We start from the raw sequence: 17,010 nt of genomic DNA on the forward strand, positions 1-17,010 counted from the left end.
CGGCGGACCTCACCGCACCGGGTGCCCCAGCAGCATCGTCGGGGCGCCGGCGACGCGGGTCAGGAAGACCGTGACGGACCCGGGGCCGTGCGGCTTGGGCAGGACCTTGCGGCGCAGCTCCTCCGGTTCCACCGCCGAGCCGCGCTTCTTGACGGTCAGGACACCGACCCGCCGCTCGCGCAGCAGCGCCTTCAGCTTCTTGACGTTGAACGGGAGCCGATCGGTGATCTCGTAGGCGGTGGCGTACGGCGTGCGGTGCGCTTCGTCGGAGGTGACGTAGGCGATGGTCGGGTCGATCAGCCCGCCCTCCACCTCCTCGGCCACCTCGGCGACCAGGTGGGCGCGGATGACGGCGCCGTCCGGCTCGTACAGGTACCGCCCGACCGGCCGGACCCCGGGGTCCGGGAGCATGGTCCCGGGTGTCACGTAGATGCCGGCGACGGCGGGCAGCAGTGTCGCCCGCCGCGCCCCCGGCGTCACGTCCGGGCCGAACCACAGCATGGCCTCCTTGACGTCCCCGCCGTCCGAGACCCACTCGGCCGTCGCCTCCGGGGGGATCGCCTCGTGCGGAACGCCGGGCGCGATCTTCAGCAGGCCGAGCGGTGCCCCGAGCGCGGCGGACACGGCCCAGGACAGGGGAGGGGAGTAGGCCTCCGGGTCGAAGATCCGGCCGCGTCTGGAGGAACGCCGGGCCGGGTCGACGAACACGGCGTCGTACCCGGCCGTGTCCACCTCCGTCACGTCGGCCTCGCGCACCTCGATCAGGCCGGCGAGACCGAGCGCGTCGGCGTTGGCGCGGGCCGCCTCGCAGGTCAGCGGGGACCGGTCGACGGCCAGCACCCGGATCCCGGCACGGGCGAACGCGATCGCGTCGCCGCCGATCCCACAGCACAGGTCGGCGACGGACCGCACCCCGAGCGCCCGGAGGCACTCGGCCCGGTACGCCGCCACACTCGCCCGCGTCGACTGCTCCACCCCGTCGGGCGTGAAGAACATCCGCCGCGCGTCCTCCGCCCCGAACTTGGCCACCGCGCGCTGCCGCAGCCGCGCCTGGCCCAGCGCCGCCGACACCAGCTCGGCGGGGTGCTCGCGGCGCAGCCGGGTCGCGACGGCGAGTTCGTGCGCCGGATCGGTGTCGCGCACCTCGTCGAGGAGGGCGCGGCCTTCGGGGGTGAGGAGGGGAGCGAGGTCGTTCACCGGGTCATTGTGGGCCAGTCGGTGGACCGTATGCCTCCGGCCGCGGTGTCGGGCCGGGTTCCCGGTGGCGGACTGCGAGGATCCGGCACCATGCGAGCAGTAGGACAAAACGATAAAAGGTGGCCGTTCGGTGGTGTGCGGATCGGCCTCGCGGTACTCGCTCTCGCCTCCATCGCCTCGGGCTGCGGACCGGGCGGCGACGGTGACGCCCGGGTCGAACCGGCGGGCGGCCAGCAGCCCCTGAAGGCACCCCCGGCCCGCGCGCTCGACGCCTACGCCACCCGACTGCGCGCGGCGCACACCGCGAAGGTCGCCGCCGCGAAACGCTGGGGACTGAAGAAGGTGCCCCTGACCGCCCCGCCGCCCCCGGCGAGGAAACCGAGGATCACCACCCGCGACGGCTTCGAGGTCGACGGCCACCGCCGCCTGGAACTCCCCCCGGTCTTCACCACCGTCCCCACCGACGAGAGGATCCTCTTCCTCACCATCGACGACGGCGCCGAGAAGGACCCGGCGTTCCTGCGGATGATGAGCGAACTGAGGATCCCGTACAGCGCCTTCCTCAGCGACTACCTCGTCAAGGAGGACTACGGCTACTTCAAGGAGATGCGGGACCGGGGAGTCGCCCTGCACAACCACACCCTCCACCACCCCTACCTGCCGGCCCTGTCCTACGCCCGCCAGAAGCGCGAGATCTGCGGCATGCAGAAGGTCGTCGAGGAGCGCTACGGCGAGCGCCCCGTCCTCTTCCGCCCGCCCTACGGCAACTACGACAAGGCCACCCTGCGCGCCGCGAAGGCCTGCGGGATCACCCACGTCCCCCTCTGGAACGAGGAGGTCTTCGTCGACCACTGGGAGTACCGCGAGTGGGACCGCGACCTGCACCCCGGCGACATCGTCCTCACCCACTTCCGGGGCCGTAAGGACTGGAAGGGCACGATGCCGGACATGATCCGCCGCTTCCTGGACAAGGCCACGGCGGAGGGGTACGCGGTGGCCCGCCTGGAGGACTACCTGTGAGGGTCCGTCTCCTGGCGGGCACCGTCGCCCTGCTGGCCGTGATCGCCGGATGCGGTACGGGGGAGAGAGCGGAGGACGGTACGGGCCGCCGGTCCCCCGGAGCCGGCCCGGCGCCGGAGGCCGGTGCGCTCCCGCCCGTCGTCGACCACGTCCCCACCCGCGACAGGGTCGTCTTCCTCACCTACGACGACGGTGCCGAACGCGACCCCCGCTTCATCGACCTGGTGCGCGAGCACCGGCTCCCCGTCAGCCTGTTCCTCACGGACACGGTGGCCGGCCCCGGGTACGCGCACTTCGCCCGCCTGCGCGCGGTCGGCGCGAGCCTGCAGAACCACACCCTCGACCATCCGGCCCTGCGCGGTCTGCCGTACGCCGGCCAGCGCGCCGAGATCTGCGGCCAGCAGCACAAACTCACGTCCCGCTTCGGCGTCCGCCCCCGCCTCTTCCGCCCGCCCTACGGCACGTACGACACCACCACCCTGCGAGCCGCCGCCGACTGCGGCATCCGGACGGTGGTCCTGTGGCGGGCCACCCTGGAACCCGACGGCCACCTCACCTACACCGACGGCCCCCACCACCTGACCCCCGGCGACATCATCGCCGTACCGTCGGGCGAGGCCCCGACACTGTCGCTGACGGAACGGACGACACGGCTGCTGGGGGAGTTGGAGGAGCGGGGCCTGAGGGTGGGCAGGCTGGAGGACTACACCGCCCGAATCAGCCCACCGACGGTTCCTGGCGAGCGCCGCTCATCTCTCAGCCCGTCCGGCGATTGAGGACGAGGCCCGTTCAGGGCCGAAGCGGGGGCCTGGGGGCGGCAGCCCCCGGTGACGGTCACCGCAACACCGCCGACTGCACGACCCCGTGCCGAAAAGGCACCCATCCCCGCGACGCGCCGCAGGCAATTGGCACTCCGCTTGACCGAGTGCTAACCGCAGTCATAGTCTCAGGTCTGGCACTCCCCCCTGGAGAGTGCCAACACACGCGACGGGCAGGTCCGGCACCCGCGACGACGGATCCACCTGGTCGCCACCTCAGACAGTTAACCCCGTGAGATCTCCGAAGGGGGAGGTCGGATCGTGACGACCGCCAGCTCCAAGGTTGCCATCAAGCCGCTCGAGGACCGCATCGTGGTCCAGCCGCTCGACGCCGAGCAGACCACGGCTTCGGGCCTGGTCATTCCGGACACCGCCAAGGAGAAGCCCCAGGAGGGCGTCGTCCTGGCCATCGGTCCGGGCCGCATCGAGGACGGCAAGCGCGTCGAGCTCGACGTGAAGGTCGGCGACGTCGTTCTGTACAGCAAGTACGGCGGCACCGAGGTCAAGTACAACGGCGAGGAGTACCTCGTCCTCTCGGCCCGCGACGTCCTCGCGATCGTCGAGAAGTAAGGGAGATCCGGGGGTCACCCCGGACCACCCGACCTCGTAGCAAGCACTTTTGCTCGAACCACTGCGCCCCTGGCCCCAGCATCCGACAAGGACCGGGCGCCCGGGGCGCAGTGATTTCACCCAGATTTCCGAGAGGGCTCCCGCTGCCATGGCGAAGATCCTGAAGTTCGACGAGGACGCCCGTCGCGCCCTCGAGCGCGGCGTCAACAAGCTTGCCGACACGGTGAAGGTGACGATCGGCCCCAAGGGCCGCAACGTCGTCATCGACAAGAAGTTCGGCGCCCCCACCATCACCAACGACGGTGTCACGATCGCCCGCGAGGTCGAGATCGAGGACCCGTACGAGAACCTCGGCGCGCAGCTGGTGAAGGAGGTGGCGACCAAGACCAACGACATCGCGGGTGACGGCACCACCACCGCCACCGTGCTGGCCCAGGCGCTGGTCCGCGAGGGCCTGAAGAACGTCGCCGCCGGCGCCTCCCCGGCGCTGCTGAAGAAGGGCATCGACGCCGCCGTCGCCGCGGTCTCCGAGGACCTGCTCGCCTCGGCCCGCCCGATCGACGAGAAGTCCGACATCGCCGCCGTCGCCGCGCTGTCCGCCCAGGACCAGCAGGTCGGCGAGCTCATCGCCGAGGCGATGGACAAGGTCGGCAAGGACGGTGTCATCACCGTCGAGGAGTCCAACACCTTCGGTCTGGAGCTGGACTTCACCGAGGGCATGGCCTTCGACAAGGGCTACCTGTCGCCGTACTTCGTGACGGACCAGGAGCGCATGGAGGCCGTCCTCGACGACCCGTACATCCTGATCACCCAGGGCAAGATCGCCTCCATCGCGGAGCTGCTGCCGCTGCTGGAGAAGGTCATCCAGGCCAACGCCTCCAAGCCGCTGCTGATCATCGCCGAGGACGTCGAGGGCGAGGCCCTGTCGACCCTGGTCGTCAACAAGATCCGCGGCACGTTCAACGCGGTCGCCGTCAAGGCCCCGGGCTTCGGCGACCGTCGCAAGGCGATGTTGCAGGACATGGCCGTCCTCACCGGCGCCACGGTCGTCTCCGAGGAGGTCGGCCTCAAGCTCGACCAGGTCGGCCTGGACGTGCTGGGCTCCGCCCGCCGCGTCACCGTCACCAAGGACGACACCACGATCGTCGACGGCGGCGGCAACAAGGAGGACGTGACCGGTCGCGTCGGCCAGATCAAGGCCGAGATCGAGACCACCGACTCCGACTGGGACCGCGAGAAGCTCCAGGAGCGCCTCGCGAAGCTGGCCGGCGGCGTGTGCGTCATCAAGGTCGGCGCCGCCACCGAGGTGGAGCTGAAGGAGAAGAAGCACCGTCTGGAGGACGCCATCTCCGCGACCCGCGCCGCGGTCGAGGAGGGCATCGTCTCCGGTGGTGGCTCCGCGCTGGTCCACGCCGTCAAGGTCCTCGAGGGCAACCTCGACAAGACCGGCGACGAGGCCACCGGTGTCTCCGTGGTCCGCAAGGCCGCCGTCGAGCCGCTGCGCTGGATCGCCGAGAACGCCGGCCTCGAGGGCTACGTCATCGTCTCCAAGGTCGCCGAGCTCGAGAAGGGCAGCGGCTACAACGCCGCCACCGGCGAGTACGGCGACCTGGTCAAGGCCGGCGTCATCGACCCGGTCAAGGTGACCCGCTCCGCCCTGGAGAACGCCGCCTCCATCGCCTCCCTCCTCCTGACGACCGAGACCCTGGTCGTCGAGAAGAAGGAAGAGGAAGAGCCGGCCGCCGCGGGCCACGGCCACGGCCACGCCCACTGAGCGACCCGCTCACAGCGCCACGAGGGCCCGGTACCGCCGCAGTTCGGCGGTGCCGGGCCCTCGCCCCGTGCCCTACTGGTACGTGACCTCGGAGGTCTCGTAGACGCACGACGTGCCGTCGGGACCGCTGCCGAGCGCGGTCGGCTCGTCGCCGCTGTCGTTGCCCTTGAACCGCTCGCAGACGATGATCTTCTTCTTGCTGTCACCGACGATCGTCACGTCGGAGAGGGTCGCGGTGTCACCGTAGTTGGCGTTGACACCGGCGATGACCTTGCCGGGGCTCGTGACCAGGACGTTGTCGATCACGACGTGGCGCTCGTACTGGGTCCCGCAGTTGCCGCAGGAGCGGTAGAGCTTGCCGAAGTCGGACACCTGGAAGTTCTTGACGGTCAGGGTGCCGGCGCCGTTGTGCTGGAAGACCTTGTCGTCGGCCTTGCGGGCACCGCCGCCGTCGACGACGTAGGCCGCCGAGGCGGACTTGCCCTTGAAGCTGGCGGCGTCCTCGCCGACGTCCTCCCACCACACGTTGACCAGGGTGCAGCTGCCCGAGCAGTGCACTCCGTCGGCGGCGGGCGAACCCAGGATCACGTTCTTCAGCGTCGCGCCGTCGGCGAGCTTGAACATCGGGTCCTGGCCCTCGTCCTGGCCGCTGCCGCCGAGGTCGCCCGAGCCGTGGAAGCGCTTCAGGGAACCGTCGTAGACGCCCTTCACCTCGATGGTCGAGGAGACGGCCTGCTCGCCGGTGGCGGTGGGCCAGGAGGCGAATTCGGCGTCACCGGCCGGCTCGTCGTCCGCGGGCGCGGAGGGAGAGGCGGGCGTGGAGGGAGAGGCGGGAGTGCTCGCCGTCGGAGCCGCGGTCGGAGTCGCCGCCGGAGGCGTCGGGCCGTTCACCTCCCGCAGGGTCCAGGTCTTTCCGGCGGCCTTGTCGCAGGAGTTCTGCTGCAGCAGACCGTCCTTGGGATTCAGGCACTTCTCGCTGTGCGCGTTGACCAGGTGGTGGGCGTCACCGACGGCGCTCACCTTCCACACCTGGGAGGAGCCCTCTCCGCAGTCCTGCTGCTGCACGGCCTTCCCGGCGGAGACCGAGTCGCCCTTGACACCCGCGCACAGACCGGTGGCGGACGACGTCACGGTGAAACCGTCGCCGGACTCGGCCAGTTCCCAGTTCTGGTCCGCGCCCCCGTCGCAGTCCGCCAGGGCCAACTGCGCCCCGGCGCCCGTGCTCCCCGCCGGAACCTCCAGACAGGTGTCGCTCGCCGCGTTCACCAGGCGGTAGGTACCCGCCCCCGGTTCCGCGGCGGACGCCGACATCAGCACGCCGCCGACCACGGCGCCGCCCACGAGCGACGTGGTGAGAGCGCCGATCAGGACGGTGCGGCGCCGGCCGTTCTTCCTCCGGTGCCCCGCGCGCGGGGCGGTGTTACCAGTACTGCGCATGTCACGGCTTTCGTTCGATGTGCGATGGCCCTCGTTGTCCACCGCCCCGAAGTCGCCGCCGCACGGCGGGGGGTTGCCGCACGGCCGCGACATTCTTCGACGAGGGCGGCGAGGGCCGCCGGGGCCCGGTGTGTGAGGGTGGGAACCGCAGTGCGGGCGGGGAAGCAGGAGGGGATGTGTGATGAGCCAAGTGCTCTACGGGGAACGGTCCCGGAACCCGTTGGCGCGGACGGTGGAACTCACCGAGGGCGGGCTGCGCAGGGGCGGCAGGACGACCCCGCCGGCCGAGCTGAACCTCGGCGCCATGGCCGAGGCGTACCTGCGGGGGTGCTGGCTCGGTGGTGGCGGCACCGAACGCCCCCTGACCTCGCTGGCGCAGGGTCCCGGCACCGTCCCGGTCACCCGAGTGACGGGGACGACCACGCCGCTGAAGGTGCGGCGGACCGCCGAATTCGCCCGCGCCCTGGGCGAGTTGGCGGTCCGCGGATGCGGCGGGGCGGGCCAGGTGGCCGCGCTCGCCGCGCGGGCGCACGCGGAGGGCGTACCGCTGTGGATCGCGCGGCGGTACGCGCCCGGCCCCGCCGGACCGGTCGCCGTCGCCGTGGACCGGCGCCTGGTCCGCGTGGACGTGTGGGGCCCGCACGCCCCCGCCGTACGGCTCAGGGCGCCGTACGGCTTCCGCGGCGACTCCGCCGCCCCGGACGGCGGCCTGCACCTGACCGTCGGCGACGTCACCGCGCACCTCGAACTCCGCCGTAAGTTCCGCAAGTCCAGGAGCAGCGTGGAGATACGCCTGCCCGACCGGCACTGGACGCTGCGGCGCGAGAACGCGGAGAGCTCGTGGCTGCTGCGCGACGACCGGCGGGTCGCGCTGCTGACCCGTCCGTCACGGTGGCCGGGTCCCCCACCCGGCACGGTGCTGCTGCCGCTGGCCACGGTGCACCACGAGAGCCCCGACCCCCTGGACGCCGTGATGGCCCACACGGTCGCCGCCTCCTTCGGCCTCGGGGACACGACGGGCCTGGCCAGGTTCCGTCCCCGCTCCCGTGCGGAGACGGAAGCCGACACCTGGGACCTCCACTGGTTCAGCAACCTCGGCACCGGACGCGACGACAACGAACGCGGCGGCGGCGACGGCTGGGGCAGTGACGGCGGGGAGGGCGGCGACGGCGGCGGAAGCGGCGGCGACGGCGGCGGTGGTGACGGGGGAGGGGGCGGCGGAGGCGGTGACTGACCGGCCGGGACTCAGCCCATCGCGACCAGGACGACGCTGCTGAGCACACTCGTGACCACGAAGAACGGCGCGTTGAGGACGCCGTAGTACAGCGGGCGCGGGAAGTTCGGGTTGACGGCGATCTGGAAGGTCATCGCGCCGAGATAACCGACGCCGACGAGGAGCCCGAAGACCACGGCGTCCCCCATTCCCGTGATGTCGAGCGCCTCGACGAGTACGGCGCTGGTCAGGACGGTGACGAGGAGGCACACCGGCGGTCCCGCCGCGGCGACCGCCGTCCGCACGGGCGCCGGCGCCCCCTCGCGGCCGAGGGCCACGGCGTACGGCTTGGCGATCACGACCGCGAACCACACGCCGGCGAGCAGGACAGAGGCGACGGCCGCGATCGCGACGGCCGCCCAGTTGATGTCGGCGAGAACGGAGAACACGTACGGGCTCCTTGCGGACGAGCGGTCCTTGCGACCGCCGGGGCCATGAGTCTCGGCGATGTACAGGACAAGGTGTGTCCGCTTCCCCCGGCACCGTACTCGTCGCCGCCGCCACCGCGTTCGCCACGGTGGTCGCGGGAGCCTGGGCCCAGCGCGAACTCCAGCCCCCGTCCGGCACCCCGACCTCGTCACCGGCGGCATCGGTACAGCCGGGGCAGCCCACGCCCTGACACCGTGTCACGGTACGTCCCCACCGACTGATCCCCTCCCTCTGCTCATATCTGATCGGATGATCTTATTTTCCTTTCGTTCTTTTTATTGATTTCAGTTCGAGTTCTGTTCAGGCGACGGGAAAGTGACGGGGAGGGTGTATGGCGGTGAAGTGAGGGAATCGGTTAATCTTCACGGGGGTGTCGATCGGCTGCATCCCCGCGCGTGTGCGACACGTGTACGACAGTGGGGAAGCGTGCCGTGAAATTCCTGAAGTCGCTCATATCGAAAATCAGGCGCGCATCCGGCAGGGTCCACAGTGCCCTGGATGTCTATTCGGAGAAGATCACTCCGAAGAGCAAGGTGAAGCAGGCCTTCTTCATTCCCTCCTTCCCGTTCGTGGTCATGCTCGCCGTGTTCGCCGCATGCGCCGCGGTCGGGGTGGAATCGTCGCGGGAATGCCCTCCTTCCACTCTTCTGCACCTGGCCGTCCCCGCCTTCCGGGACCACCCTTCGGAGTGCCGCGAGCTGCCTCTCGTCGCCGACCTGCCGAGCGTCGCCCTCGGCGTCACCTCCACGCTCGCGGTGACGCTCTATCTCACCCTGGTCAGAAGACTCTCCCGGCTCCAGAGGGACCTCGTCGCCTCCGGGCTCGTACGGCCGGAGAAGTTCAAGGTGGGGAAGCTCGCCGAGAAGCTTGAACGCCTCAACGGGGAGATACGCCTCGGGCGCCTGGTCAAAGTGGTGCTGCTGGCCGTCAGCGCCCTCGGGAGCGGCTACCTGTACTGGGCGGCCTACAAGGGCGGCCGCGCCTTCTCCGACCTCTCCGAGATATCGAGGGACCATCCGCGCGAAGACGTCCTGCGCGCCTCCTGGTGGGCGAACTACACGGAGCATCCGCTGCTGGCCGCCACCTGGATCACCGTAGGGACGATCGGGGTCTACTTCGCGGCGAAGCAGGCCTACATCTATCAGAAGATCCTGATGTTCTCGATCAGGTCCAGGAAACACTGGGTGTTCCAGTACGTGCCGAGGGACCGTGACGACGACTTCGGCTGGAAGCCGGTCGGTGACGTCAACGCGATGGTTTATCTCGGCTTCCTGAACTTCACGGTCTCCCTTTTCGCCGTGGCCTACATCCTGCAGGGCGCCCCCGGGAAATCGGGCAACACGGTCATCGGCGTCATGGCGCTGGTGGGAATCTGGGCGAACCTGGGTATCGTGCTGGCGCTCCTCTGGGTGATGGTCAAAAACCACCGGAGGATCATCGTTCGGAAAAGAGCCGAAGTGAAAAGGCGCCTGCTGGAGCGTGGAGACGGTGCGGTCGCGTCGCGTGGCCCCTCCGCCGGTGAGAGGGACTTCTCCTACCTCTCCGTCCAGGGGAAACTGCTGTACGAGGCGCCCCGCTGGTACCCGCTGAGAGGCCGGCTCCGCCCCCTCCTGTCAGTGGCTCCCGGCCTCTTCGCCTTCTACAAAGCCGGCGCGGAACTCATCAAGCTCATCCAATGAGGCCCCGCCACCCGCTCGGCCACGTCGTAACGGGGAGTCGATCGCATCTCCCCGGCGCGTCGTGACATCATCCCGTGCCCTCCACATGAGGGCGAGCCAGGCGACGCAGCGGGGACGTCCTGTCCCACACGTGCCAGCGCGCACCGCACACGGGGTCCGTCGCGTAGGTCACCTCGGCCGGGAAGCCGTCGACCACGACCCGCTCGGCCGGCGGATCGCCGAGACGCCTGTCGCAGCGGGGACAGCGATCCGGGGTGCGCATGGGATACATGCCCATCGTTCTGCTCCTGTTCTACGCCGACGCCTGCTCGGACGCCGCCCATCCGCTCACCGCCACAGCACCGCTTTCGCAGGCCAGGACCCGCCAGGCACCGGGGGTCCAGGCGAAGATCGCGTCCTGGCCGAAGTGGCGCCCCAGAGCACACGCGGCCGCATCGCTCAGTCCGACGACGGCGACGCTCTCCTCCCGGTGCGTGCCACACACGTCGCCACCCACCGCGGGCCACGAGGTGAGACCACGGCGACGGACCTCGTCGAGCAGCAGGCGCTGGTCACGGGCGTTGGCGTCGGCCGACGCGGTACGGCCACGGGGGTTCCAGGCGGTGATCACATGGACGGTGGCACCGCTGCCGTCCGGTACCGGGAAGAAGCCCTCGGCCGTGCCCCGAGGACGTGGTGCGACTCGCACGGCCCGCTCCCCGAACCGGATGTCGACGACCGCCGTCCGGTAGAGATCCCAGTTGCGGGGCGTGCCGGGTGCGCCGATGGCGTGCACAAGGGCCTCCTGTGGAACGAAGACCCCCTTACACCTCGTGCAGGGAGATCGGTGCTCGCCCCCACGGGATCATGGAGGCGTCGGCCGCAAGATCTCATGATCCGGGCCCCGTGGCAAGAGGGTTGTGAAGGCGATGTGGAGCAGCGGGACACACCACGCTCCTCGGCGAGCGCGAAGGACGATCCGCCCTGTCAGTGGGGCCCGTTACCTTCGGCCCATGTCGATCACCGCACAACTGCGCGACTCGGTGAGGCTGCCGGGTGGGCGCGCACTGGTCAACGGCTTCGCGCTGGAGAGCCGTGGGGACGGTTCCCGCCGCGCCCTGCTCCGGAACGGGCACGAGCTGGAGGCCCACGACCTCCGTGAGCTGTTCGCGGGGGAGCGCGCGCCGACGGCCGTCTTCCCCCTGCCCTGGCCCCGGTGGGACCACGGCGTTCACTCGGTGAGCCCGGACGGCACCTTCGCGGTCTTCTCGGGGCAGCGCGCGGTACGGGCCATGGGGACGGACGGGAAGACGCTGTGGGAGTACCGGCACGGCTGCTGGGGTCCCGAGCTCGATCATCCGCACACGGGCGACGAGCAGGAGGTGTGCCGTGGTTCGGAGCACGGCTCCTGCCGGATCTCGGACGACGGCCGGCTCGTGTGGGCGCATGTCGTGGCGGAGCCGGAGCCGGGCGAATGGCAGGAGCGCTGGGTGGTGCTGGACGCCCGTGACGGACGGGAGTTGGGGTGGCTGCCGCTGATCGACAGCGCGGCAGCCGGTTCGCACCACCTCTCCCACCCCGACGGTGTGCACATGGGGCTGAGCATCGGCATGGGCCAGGACGGCATCCTGCTGCACTGGGCACGCCGGGACGGCGGGAAGCTGACCGGCTGGGACGTGAACGAGGGCCTGGACCGCATCCTGGTGGACGTCCACGCGGGACACCCGGGCTTCCTGACGGTCGAGCACTACGGGGCGGACCTGCGCCTGCACGCCCTGGACGGCACGGTGACCGCCGAGCAGGAGCCCGAGTCGGCCGACGACGAGGACGAGACCTACTGGGACTACGGCTGCGGCTTCGTCGACGCCGACACCGTCATCGCCTCGACGGTCGAATCCGACGAGGACCCGGAGGGGGCCCGCCACTGGCTGCTCGACGCGCACACGTTGCGCGTACGCGGGGTCGTCACGTACCCGACGGGCCCCGTCGACAGCTACGTACGCCCGCTAGGCGACGGGACCTGGCTCACGTACGACGACAGGAGCGAGACGCTCCACCGCTGGGCGCGGGCGACGGCACCCGGGACGAGGTGACCTGCTCGTTCACTCTCCTGACGCAACCGAGGGGGAGCGCGATGGAGTCGGACCGGGCCCTCGGGGCACGGCCGGGGTTCTCTTCCCGGAACCGGCCGGCGAAAGAGCCACCGTCCGCGTGATCACCGCCTGGAACGAACCTCCGTGGCCGTACCGCGCCGGCCGACGCCGGCACCCGTGCCCGCCGGGACGTGCCCGGCTCAGTGGAGGCAGAGGCAGAACGGGTGGCCGGCCGGGTCCGCGTAGACCCGCCAGTTGGTCCCCGGGCGGAGCTGGTCCGTCCGCTCCAGCACGGTCGCGCCGAGGGCGAGCGCCCGCTTCTCCTCCCCGTCGAGGTCGTCCACGTCGAAGTCCAGGTGGAGCTGCTGCGGGCGGTCCTGGCCGGGCCACTCGGGCGGCCGGTAGCCGTCGACCCGCTGGCAGGCCAGCGGAATCCCCTCGAAGCCGTGCACCTCGACCCACTCCGGAGCGTCCGGGTCCGTGACCACCCGGCCGCCGAGCAGATCCGCGTAGAACCGCGCGAGCCCGGCTGGATCGGCGCAGTCCAGCGCGACCATCTGCAGCTTTCGAATCACTTCCGGCACCCCTCGCCTCTTCGGCCGTCTCCACGACACTCCCGTACGGGAAGGGCGATACCCGCCACCGCGGCGGACATGCGCGGCAGGGGCTTCCGGGCCGGCCGGGACGACCGTGTACGCGTCGGTCCGGCGCGTACGCACCAGGGCGGGTCGGGAGAGCGGTCCGGCGGCGTCGGCTCAGAGATCCGTCGGTTCCAGCGCCCCCAGCCGCGCCATCAGCCCCAGCCGGTCGTACTGCCACCAGCCCTCGACGATCTTCCCGTTGTCGCCGAAGCGGAAGATGGTCGTGCCCGTCATGGCGGCCTTCCTCCCTGTCGCCGGGATGCCGAGGAAGTCGCCCTTGTGGGTGCCCTCCCAGCTCCACCGGGTGCACACCCGGTCCCCCTGCGCGAGCTGGTCCTCGATCCGGAACGCGAAGTCGAAGCCGCCGCGCCACACGTCCATCTCGCGCCGGAGGTGGTCGAGGCCGATGACGTCCTGCTCGTTGGCCGGATCGTGGTCGTGGTAGTGCTCCTCGACCAGGCCCGTCATCGGGGAGAGGTCGTCCTCGGTGGCCAGGATCTCGAAGAAGCGCCGCGCGGAGTCCGTGTTCAGCCGCGCGTCGCGCACCACGTCCAGGTCCGTGAAGGTCGGCATACCGTCACACAGGGCCACCATCTCCCGGAAGATCCGGTCGGTCTCCGGCAGCCCGGAGTTCCGCATCGCCTCCTCGTACGACGGGAACTCCACGATCTCGACGAGGTGCGACGTGTCCGCGCGGTCCTTGCCGACCACCGCGTGCGTCGCCGTCCGCTTCCCCCTGGTCTGCTCGACCCACTGGTCCAGGAGCCGGTCCATCTCCTCGAACCGGCTGGTCTTGCAGTCGATGAGCTGTAGGAAGGTCATGGCTCTCGCCTCCGGTCCCCCCTGCGTCCGGGTCGGTTCCGTCAGCACCCATTTTCTCCCGGGGAGCGGGGTCCGTCCCGCTGTGGCGGTACGGCCGTCGGGCCACCCCTACCGGGGCCCACCGGGACCTACCGGGGCCCGTACTTCCGTCCCGTCCGCGACGAGATCCCGCCCAGCAATCCGCGCGGGACCAGCTTCGCCGCCCCCATCAGCGCCTTGTAGCGCGGATCCGGGATCGACAGCGACTTGCCCCGGGCCAGGTCGGCGAGCGCCGCCGCGGCGACCTTGTCCGCGTCCAGCCACATCCAGTTCGGGATGTTGTCCGTGCCCATCCCGGCCCGCGCGTGGAACTCGGTGCGCACGAAACCGGGGCACAGAGCCATCAGCCGTACACCGTGGCCCGCAAGATCCTGCGCCGCGCCCTGGGTGAACTGGACGACCCACGCCTTGGACGCCCCGTAGGTCCCGCGCGGTACGAACGCGGCGGTCGAGGCGACGTTCACGACACCTCCGCGCCCGCGCTCGCGCATCGCCTCCACCGCCGCCGACGTCAGCCGGAGCACCGCCTCGCAGTGCACCTTGAGCATCCTCAGCTCGTCGGCCATGGGGACCTCGAGGTAACGGCCCCGGTGGCCGAAGCCGGCGTTGTTGACCAGCAGGTCGACGGGGTTCTTGCGGTCGCCGAGGCGGTCGGCCACCGCCTCGATGCCCTTGTCCTCGGCCAGGTCGGCGGTCAGCACCTCCGCCTCGATGCCGTGGCGGTCGTGCAGCTCGGTCGCCTGTTCGCGCAGCCGGACGGTGTCGCGGGCGACCAGCACCAGATCATGTCCGTCGGCCGCCAGCCGCCGCGCGAACGCGGCACCGATCCCAGCCGTCGATCCCGTAATCAGAGCCGTTGTCATGGCGCAAGAGTAGTTACCCGGAGGGGAGGCGTCCGCTTCGTGTCATCCCATGGACACGCCGTCAGGCCGTCGGTTCCGTCCCGTACTTCTCCACGTACGTCCGCGCCGTCGCCAGAGCCTCCGGATGCAGCGCCTCGCCCGCCGCCAGCAGCCGGGGCAGCAGCGTCCGCTCGGTCGTCACCGCGCGGAACTGCAGCGCGACCGTCACCTCGTGATCCGGCCGGTGCACGATCCATACGGCGTCACCCGCGCGTATCTCACCGGGCCGGATCACCCGGAAGTACGCCCCCGGCGCGCCCCGCTGCGTGAACCGCTTCACCCAGCCCTTCTCGTCCAGATGGCCCTGGAAGGTGCGGCAGGGGATACGCCCGGAGGTCACCTCCAGCACCACCTCGGGACCGACGGCCCAGCGCTCACCGATCAGGGCGCCGGACACGTCGATCCCCTCGGTGGTGAGGTTCTCGCCGAACATGCCGTTCGTCAGCGGGCGCCCCAGCGTGCGCTCCCACTCGTCGAGGTCCTCGCGGGCCACGGCGTACACCGCCTGCTCGTCCCCGCCGTGATGCCGCCTCTCGCACACCGCGTCCCCGGCCAGGCCGCTCCCGCCGATCCCCATCGGCCCCGGCGCCGCCACCCGGACCGGCCCGTCCACGGGCTGCTTGTCGATGCCGGTCACGCCGTCGCGCTGGTCCGTGTACGGCACGGCCTTGGGGCGACCCAGGTTCACAGACAGAAGCTTCATGGGTCGCACGGTAAGCGATGAACGTCAAAGCGTCGACGCATTATCCGGCGCCGGGTCAAAGTTCGGCTTATCCTTGAGGTGTGATCGAAGCCCGTCACCTCCGCGTGCTGCGCGCCGTGGCCACCTCCGGTTCCTTCTCCGCGGCGGCCCGCGAACTGGGCTGCACCCAGCCCGCCGTCAGTCAGCAGATGAAGGCCCTGGAGGCGTCCGTCGGGACGCCCCTGCTCATACGCAGCGGCCGTGAGATGCGCCTGACGCAGGCCGGAGAGGCGCTGGTGCGGCACGCGGCCGGGATCATCGCCGGACTGACCGCCGCCGAGGAGGAGGTCGCCGCCATCGCCGGGCTCCGCGCGGGCCGGGTTCGGCTCGTCTCCTTCCCCAGCGGCAGCTCCACACTCGTCCCCACGGCCCTCGCCGCCCTGCGCGCCGCCCATCCCGGCACCCGGGTCTCCCTGGAGGAGGCCGAACCGCCCCGCTCCGTGGAGATGCTCCGCGAGGGCGACTGCGACGTGGCCCTCGCCTTCCGGTACGAGGGGGCGGCGGGCGCCGAGGAGTGGGACGACCTCGTCGTACGGCCGCTGCTGTCGGACCGGCTGGTGGGGCTCGTGCCCGAACGGCACCGGCTCGCCCGCGCGGAGTCCGTCGCCATCGGCGAACTCGCCGACGAGCCCTGGATCGCCGGCTGCCCGCGCTGCCGGGGCCAGCTGGTCGAGGTGTGCGAGACGGCCGGCTTCACCCCGCGCATCGACTTCGCGACCGACGACTACCCGGCCGTCGCCGGACTGGTCGGCGCCGGACTCGGGGTGGCGGTGCTGCCCCAGCTCGCCATCGAGTCGGTACGGCCCAGGGGAGTGCGCACCGTGGCGCTGGAGCCCGCCGTGCGCCGGGAGATCGTCGCGCTCACCCTCCCGGACCTCGCCCAGGTGCCGGCGGTCACCGCGACGCTGGAGAAGCTGGCCGGGGCGGCTGCCCGGTAAGGGGGGTTCCGGGTACGTGGTCACCGCGCGTGAGGAGCGGTCGATCACCCCCAGTGACGGAGCAAGGGCACGCGTACGTGCCCCGTGTTCTTGGAGAAACGTTCCTTCAGTTGTTCGAAGCGGTGTGCCCGCCGCCGGCCGATGCCGACACCAGCCGGTTGCGCGCCCGCCCCATCAGCTCTTCGCGCTCGTCCTCGGTCAGTCCGCCCCACACGCCGTACGGCTCGCGTACCGCCAGCGCGTGTGCGGCGCACTCGGCGCGCACCGGGCACCTCATGCAGACCTCTTTGGCCGAGTTCTCGCGAGCGCTCCGAGCCGCCCCACGCTCGCCCTCCGGGTGGAAGAAGAGCGAGCTGTCCACCCCGCGGCAGGCAGCCAGGAGCTGCCAGTCCCACAGGTCCGCGTTCGGTCCGGGAAGGCGGGAGAAATCTGCCATTGCGTGACCCCTTGTAGCCGTTCTGGGCGGATCCGGTGTCCACGACCGTACAACTACGATCCAAGGAGATGAAAATATGACTCATTGCGAATCTAGCCCCGGACACCAACAAAGGGGAAGAAAAAGGGCTGAATGGGGCATGGGTTGTGGTGAAAGTTCGGAGGTCCGTCGCGCGTATCTCCATCGTGTCCGCCTCCTCACGTAGAGTGCCGAAGGTGGCA

Annotated in this window: 19 protein-coding genes and 1 pseudogene; 9 read left to right on the top strand and 11 right to left on the bottom strand. The window is 70.7% G+C overall.

What is annotated here, in order from left to right; genetic code table 11:
- Window positions 1-9: 9 nt before the first annotated feature.
- Window positions 10-1,197: a methyltransferase domain-containing protein gene (locus ACFV5H_RS01620; RefSeq protein WP_385192180.1), complete on the bottom strand. Its 1,188-nt coding sequence runs from the start codon at window positions 1,195-1,197 to the stop codon at window positions 10-12.
- A gap of 135 nt (window positions 1,198-1,332) precedes the next feature.
- Here ACFV5H_RS01620 and ACFV5H_RS01625 point away from each other — a divergent pair, with 135 nt between their 5' ends.
- The 4 genes from ACFV5H_RS01625 (at window position 1,333) to groL (ending at window position 5,379) form a co-directional block, all read left to right on the top strand.
- A complete protein-coding gene (locus tag ACFV5H_RS01625; protein WP_385192182.1) occupies window positions 1,333-2,217 on the top strand; it encodes a polysaccharide deacetylase family protein in 885 nt (294 codons plus the stop codon).
- Window positions 2,214-2,993: a polysaccharide deacetylase family protein gene (locus tag ACFV5H_RS01630; RefSeq protein ID WP_385192184.1), complete on the top strand. Its 780-nt coding sequence runs from the start codon at window positions 2,214-2,216 to the stop codon at window positions 2,991-2,993. Before ACFV5H_RS01625 ends, ACFV5H_RS01630 begins: the two co-directional genes overlap by 4 nt.
- A gap of 303 nt (window positions 2,994-3,296) precedes the next feature.
- Window positions 3,297-3,605 (top strand): co-chaperone GroES, encoded by a 309-nt coding sequence (groES, locus tag ACFV5H_RS01635; RefSeq protein WP_073932713.1) that lies wholly within the window; start codon window positions 3,297-3,299, stop codon window positions 3,603-3,605.
- Between the two features lie 148 nt (window positions 3,606-3,753).
- Window positions 3,754-5,379: a chaperonin GroEL gene (gene groL, locus ACFV5H_RS01640; RefSeq protein WP_085571203.1), complete on the top strand. Its 1,626-nt coding sequence runs from the start codon at window positions 3,754-3,756 to the stop codon at window positions 5,377-5,379.
- Between the two features lie 72 nt (window positions 5,380-5,451).
- Here the strand turns inward: groL and ACFV5H_RS01645 are convergent, their stop codons facing one another.
- Both ACFV5H_RS01645 and ACFV5H_RS01650 read right to left on the bottom strand, forming a co-directional pair.
- A complete protein-coding gene (locus ACFV5H_RS01645; protein ID WP_385192255.1) occupies window positions 5,452-6,270 on the bottom strand; it encodes a pectate lyase in 819 nt (272 codons plus the stop codon).
- Between the two features lie 45 nt (window positions 6,271-6,315).
- Window positions 6,316-6,909 (bottom strand): annotated as a pseudogene (locus tag ACFV5H_RS01650) (RICIN domain-containing protein); the annotation flags it as partial.
- Between the two features lie 88 nt (window positions 6,910-6,997).
- Between ACFV5H_RS01650 and ACFV5H_RS01655 the strand changes: the two are divergent.
- Window positions 6,998-8,050, top strand: coding sequence for a hypothetical protein (locus ACFV5H_RS01655; protein ID WP_385192186.1), 1,053 nt, complete (start codon window positions 6,998-7,000; stop codon window positions 8,048-8,050).
- A gap of 11 nt (window positions 8,051-8,061) precedes the next feature.
- Here ACFV5H_RS01655 and ACFV5H_RS01660 read toward each other — a convergent pair whose 3' ends face one another.
- Window positions 8,062-8,478 carry a DUF1761 domain-containing protein gene (locus ACFV5H_RS01660; RefSeq protein ID WP_385192188.1) on the bottom strand — a complete coding sequence of 139 codons (417 nt, stop codon included), beginning with the start codon at window positions 8,476-8,478 and terminating at the stop codon, window positions 8,062-8,064.
- Window positions 8,479-8,552: 74 nt separating this feature from the next.
- Between ACFV5H_RS01660 and ACFV5H_RS01665 the strand changes: the two genes are divergently transcribed.
- Window positions 8,553-8,708 (top strand): hypothetical protein, encoded by a 156-nt coding sequence (locus tag ACFV5H_RS01665; RefSeq protein WP_385048222.1) that lies wholly within the window; start codon window positions 8,553-8,555, stop codon window positions 8,706-8,708.
- Window positions 8,709-8,949: 241 nt separating this feature from the next.
- Window positions 8,950-10,197 (top strand): hypothetical protein, encoded by a 1,248-nt coding sequence (locus tag ACFV5H_RS01670; protein ID WP_385048219.1) that lies wholly within the window; start codon window positions 8,950-8,952, stop codon window positions 10,195-10,197.
- A gap of 67 nt (window positions 10,198-10,264) precedes the next feature.
- On the opposite strand, the gene ACFV5H_RS01675 is transcribed toward ACFV5H_RS01670, so the two are convergent.
- Together ACFV5H_RS01675 and ACFV5H_RS01680 are read right to left on the bottom strand one after the other, a co-directional pair.
- Complete coding sequence (locus ACFV5H_RS01675; protein WP_385192190.1) at window positions 10,265-10,474, bottom strand: hypothetical protein; 210 nt, start codon at window positions 10,472-10,474, stop codon at window positions 10,265-10,267.
- Between the two features lie 15 nt (window positions 10,475-10,489).
- Window positions 10,490-10,972: a DUF3293 domain-containing protein gene (locus ACFV5H_RS01680; RefSeq protein ID WP_385192192.1), complete on the bottom strand. Its 483-nt coding sequence runs from the start codon at window positions 10,970-10,972 to the stop codon at window positions 10,490-10,492.
- 217 nt (window positions 10,973-11,189) lie between these two features.
- On the opposite strand from ACFV5H_RS01680, the gene ACFV5H_RS01685 reads away from it, so the two are divergent.
- Window positions 11,190-12,269 (top strand): hypothetical protein, encoded by a 1,080-nt coding sequence (locus ACFV5H_RS01685; RefSeq protein ID WP_385192195.1) that lies wholly within the window; start codon window positions 11,190-11,192, stop codon window positions 12,267-12,269.
- A 200-nt stretch (window positions 12,270-12,469) separates the two neighbouring features.
- Here ACFV5H_RS01685 and ACFV5H_RS01690 read toward each other — a convergent pair whose 3' ends face one another.
- From ACFV5H_RS01690 to ACFV5H_RS01705, 4 genes are all read right to left on the bottom strand, one after another.
- Window positions 12,470-12,844 carry a VOC family protein gene (locus tag ACFV5H_RS01690; protein WP_385048209.1) on the bottom strand — a complete coding sequence of 125 codons (375 nt, stop codon included), beginning with the start codon at window positions 12,842-12,844 and terminating at the stop codon, window positions 12,470-12,472.
- A 180-nt stretch (window positions 12,845-13,024) separates the two neighbouring features.
- Window positions 13,025-13,732, bottom strand: a complete 708-nt coding sequence (locus ACFV5H_RS01695) for an ester cyclase (protein WP_385048207.1) — start codon at window positions 13,730-13,732, stop codon at window positions 13,025-13,027.
- Window positions 13,733-13,860: 128 nt separating this feature from the next.
- Window positions 13,861-14,634 carry an SDR family NAD(P)-dependent oxidoreductase gene (locus ACFV5H_RS01700; RefSeq protein ID WP_385048204.1) on the bottom strand — a complete coding sequence of 258 codons (774 nt, stop codon included), beginning with the start codon at window positions 14,632-14,634 and terminating at the stop codon, window positions 13,861-13,863.
- A 61-nt stretch (window positions 14,635-14,695) separates the two neighbouring features.
- Window positions 14,696-15,376, bottom strand: coding sequence for an MOSC domain-containing protein (locus tag ACFV5H_RS01705; protein WP_385192198.1), 681 nt, complete (start codon window positions 15,374-15,376; stop codon window positions 14,696-14,698).
- 80 nt (window positions 15,377-15,456) lie between these two features.
- On the opposite strand from ACFV5H_RS01705, the gene ACFV5H_RS01710 reads away from it, so the two are divergent.
- Window positions 15,457-16,353, top strand: coding sequence for a LysR family transcriptional regulator (locus ACFV5H_RS01710; RefSeq protein WP_073932703.1), 897 nt, complete (start codon window positions 15,457-15,459; stop codon window positions 16,351-16,353).
- 106 nt (window positions 16,354-16,459) lie between these two features.
- Here the strand turns inward: ACFV5H_RS01710 and ACFV5H_RS01715 are convergent, their stop codons facing one another.
- Window positions 16,460-16,789, bottom strand: coding sequence for a WhiB family transcriptional regulator (locus ACFV5H_RS01715; RefSeq protein WP_385048197.1), 330 nt, complete (start codon window positions 16,787-16,789; stop codon window positions 16,460-16,462).
- Between the last annotated feature and the right edge of the window lie 221 nt (window positions 16,790-17,010).

Origin of the sequence: Streptomyces sp. NPDC059787, assembly GCF_042732315.1 — a bacterium.
Classification (GTDB): domain Bacteria; phylum Actinomycetota; class Actinomycetes; order Streptomycetales; family Streptomycetaceae; genus Streptomyces; species Streptomyces atrovirens.

Excerpts from the sequence above, each read along its gene's own strand:
- groL (WP_085571203.1), top strand. The coding sequence starts at position 3,754 with ATGGCGAAGATCCTGAAGTTCGACGAGGACGCCCGTCGCGCCCTCGAG.
- ACFV5H_RS01655 (WP_385192186.1), top strand. The coding sequence starts at position 6,998 with ATGAGCCAAGTGCTCTACGGGGAACGGTCCCGGAACCCGTTGGCGCGG.
- ACFV5H_RS01675 (WP_385192190.1), bottom strand. The coding sequence starts at position 10,474 with ATGGGCATGTATCCCATGCGCACCCCGGATCGCTGTCCCCGCTGCGAC.
- ACFV5H_RS01685 (WP_385192195.1), top strand. The coding sequence starts at position 11,190 with ATGTCGATCACCGCACAACTGCGCGACTCGGTGAGGCTGCCGGGTGGG.
- ACFV5H_RS01695 (WP_385048207.1), bottom strand. The coding sequence starts at position 13,732 with ATGACCTTCCTACAGCTCATCGACTGCAAGACCAGCCGGTTCGAGGAG.
- ACFV5H_RS01700 (WP_385048204.1), bottom strand. The coding sequence starts at position 14,634 with ATGACAACGGCTCTGATTACGGGATCGACGGCTGGGATCGGTGCCGCG.
- ACFV5H_RS01705 (WP_385192198.1), bottom strand. The coding sequence starts at position 15,376 with ATGAAGCTTCTGTCTGTGAACCTGGGTCGCCCCAAGGCCGTGCCGTAC.
- ACFV5H_RS01715 (WP_385048197.1), bottom strand. The coding sequence starts at position 16,789 with ATGGCAGATTTCTCCCGCCTTCCCGGACCGAACGCGGACCTGTGGGAC.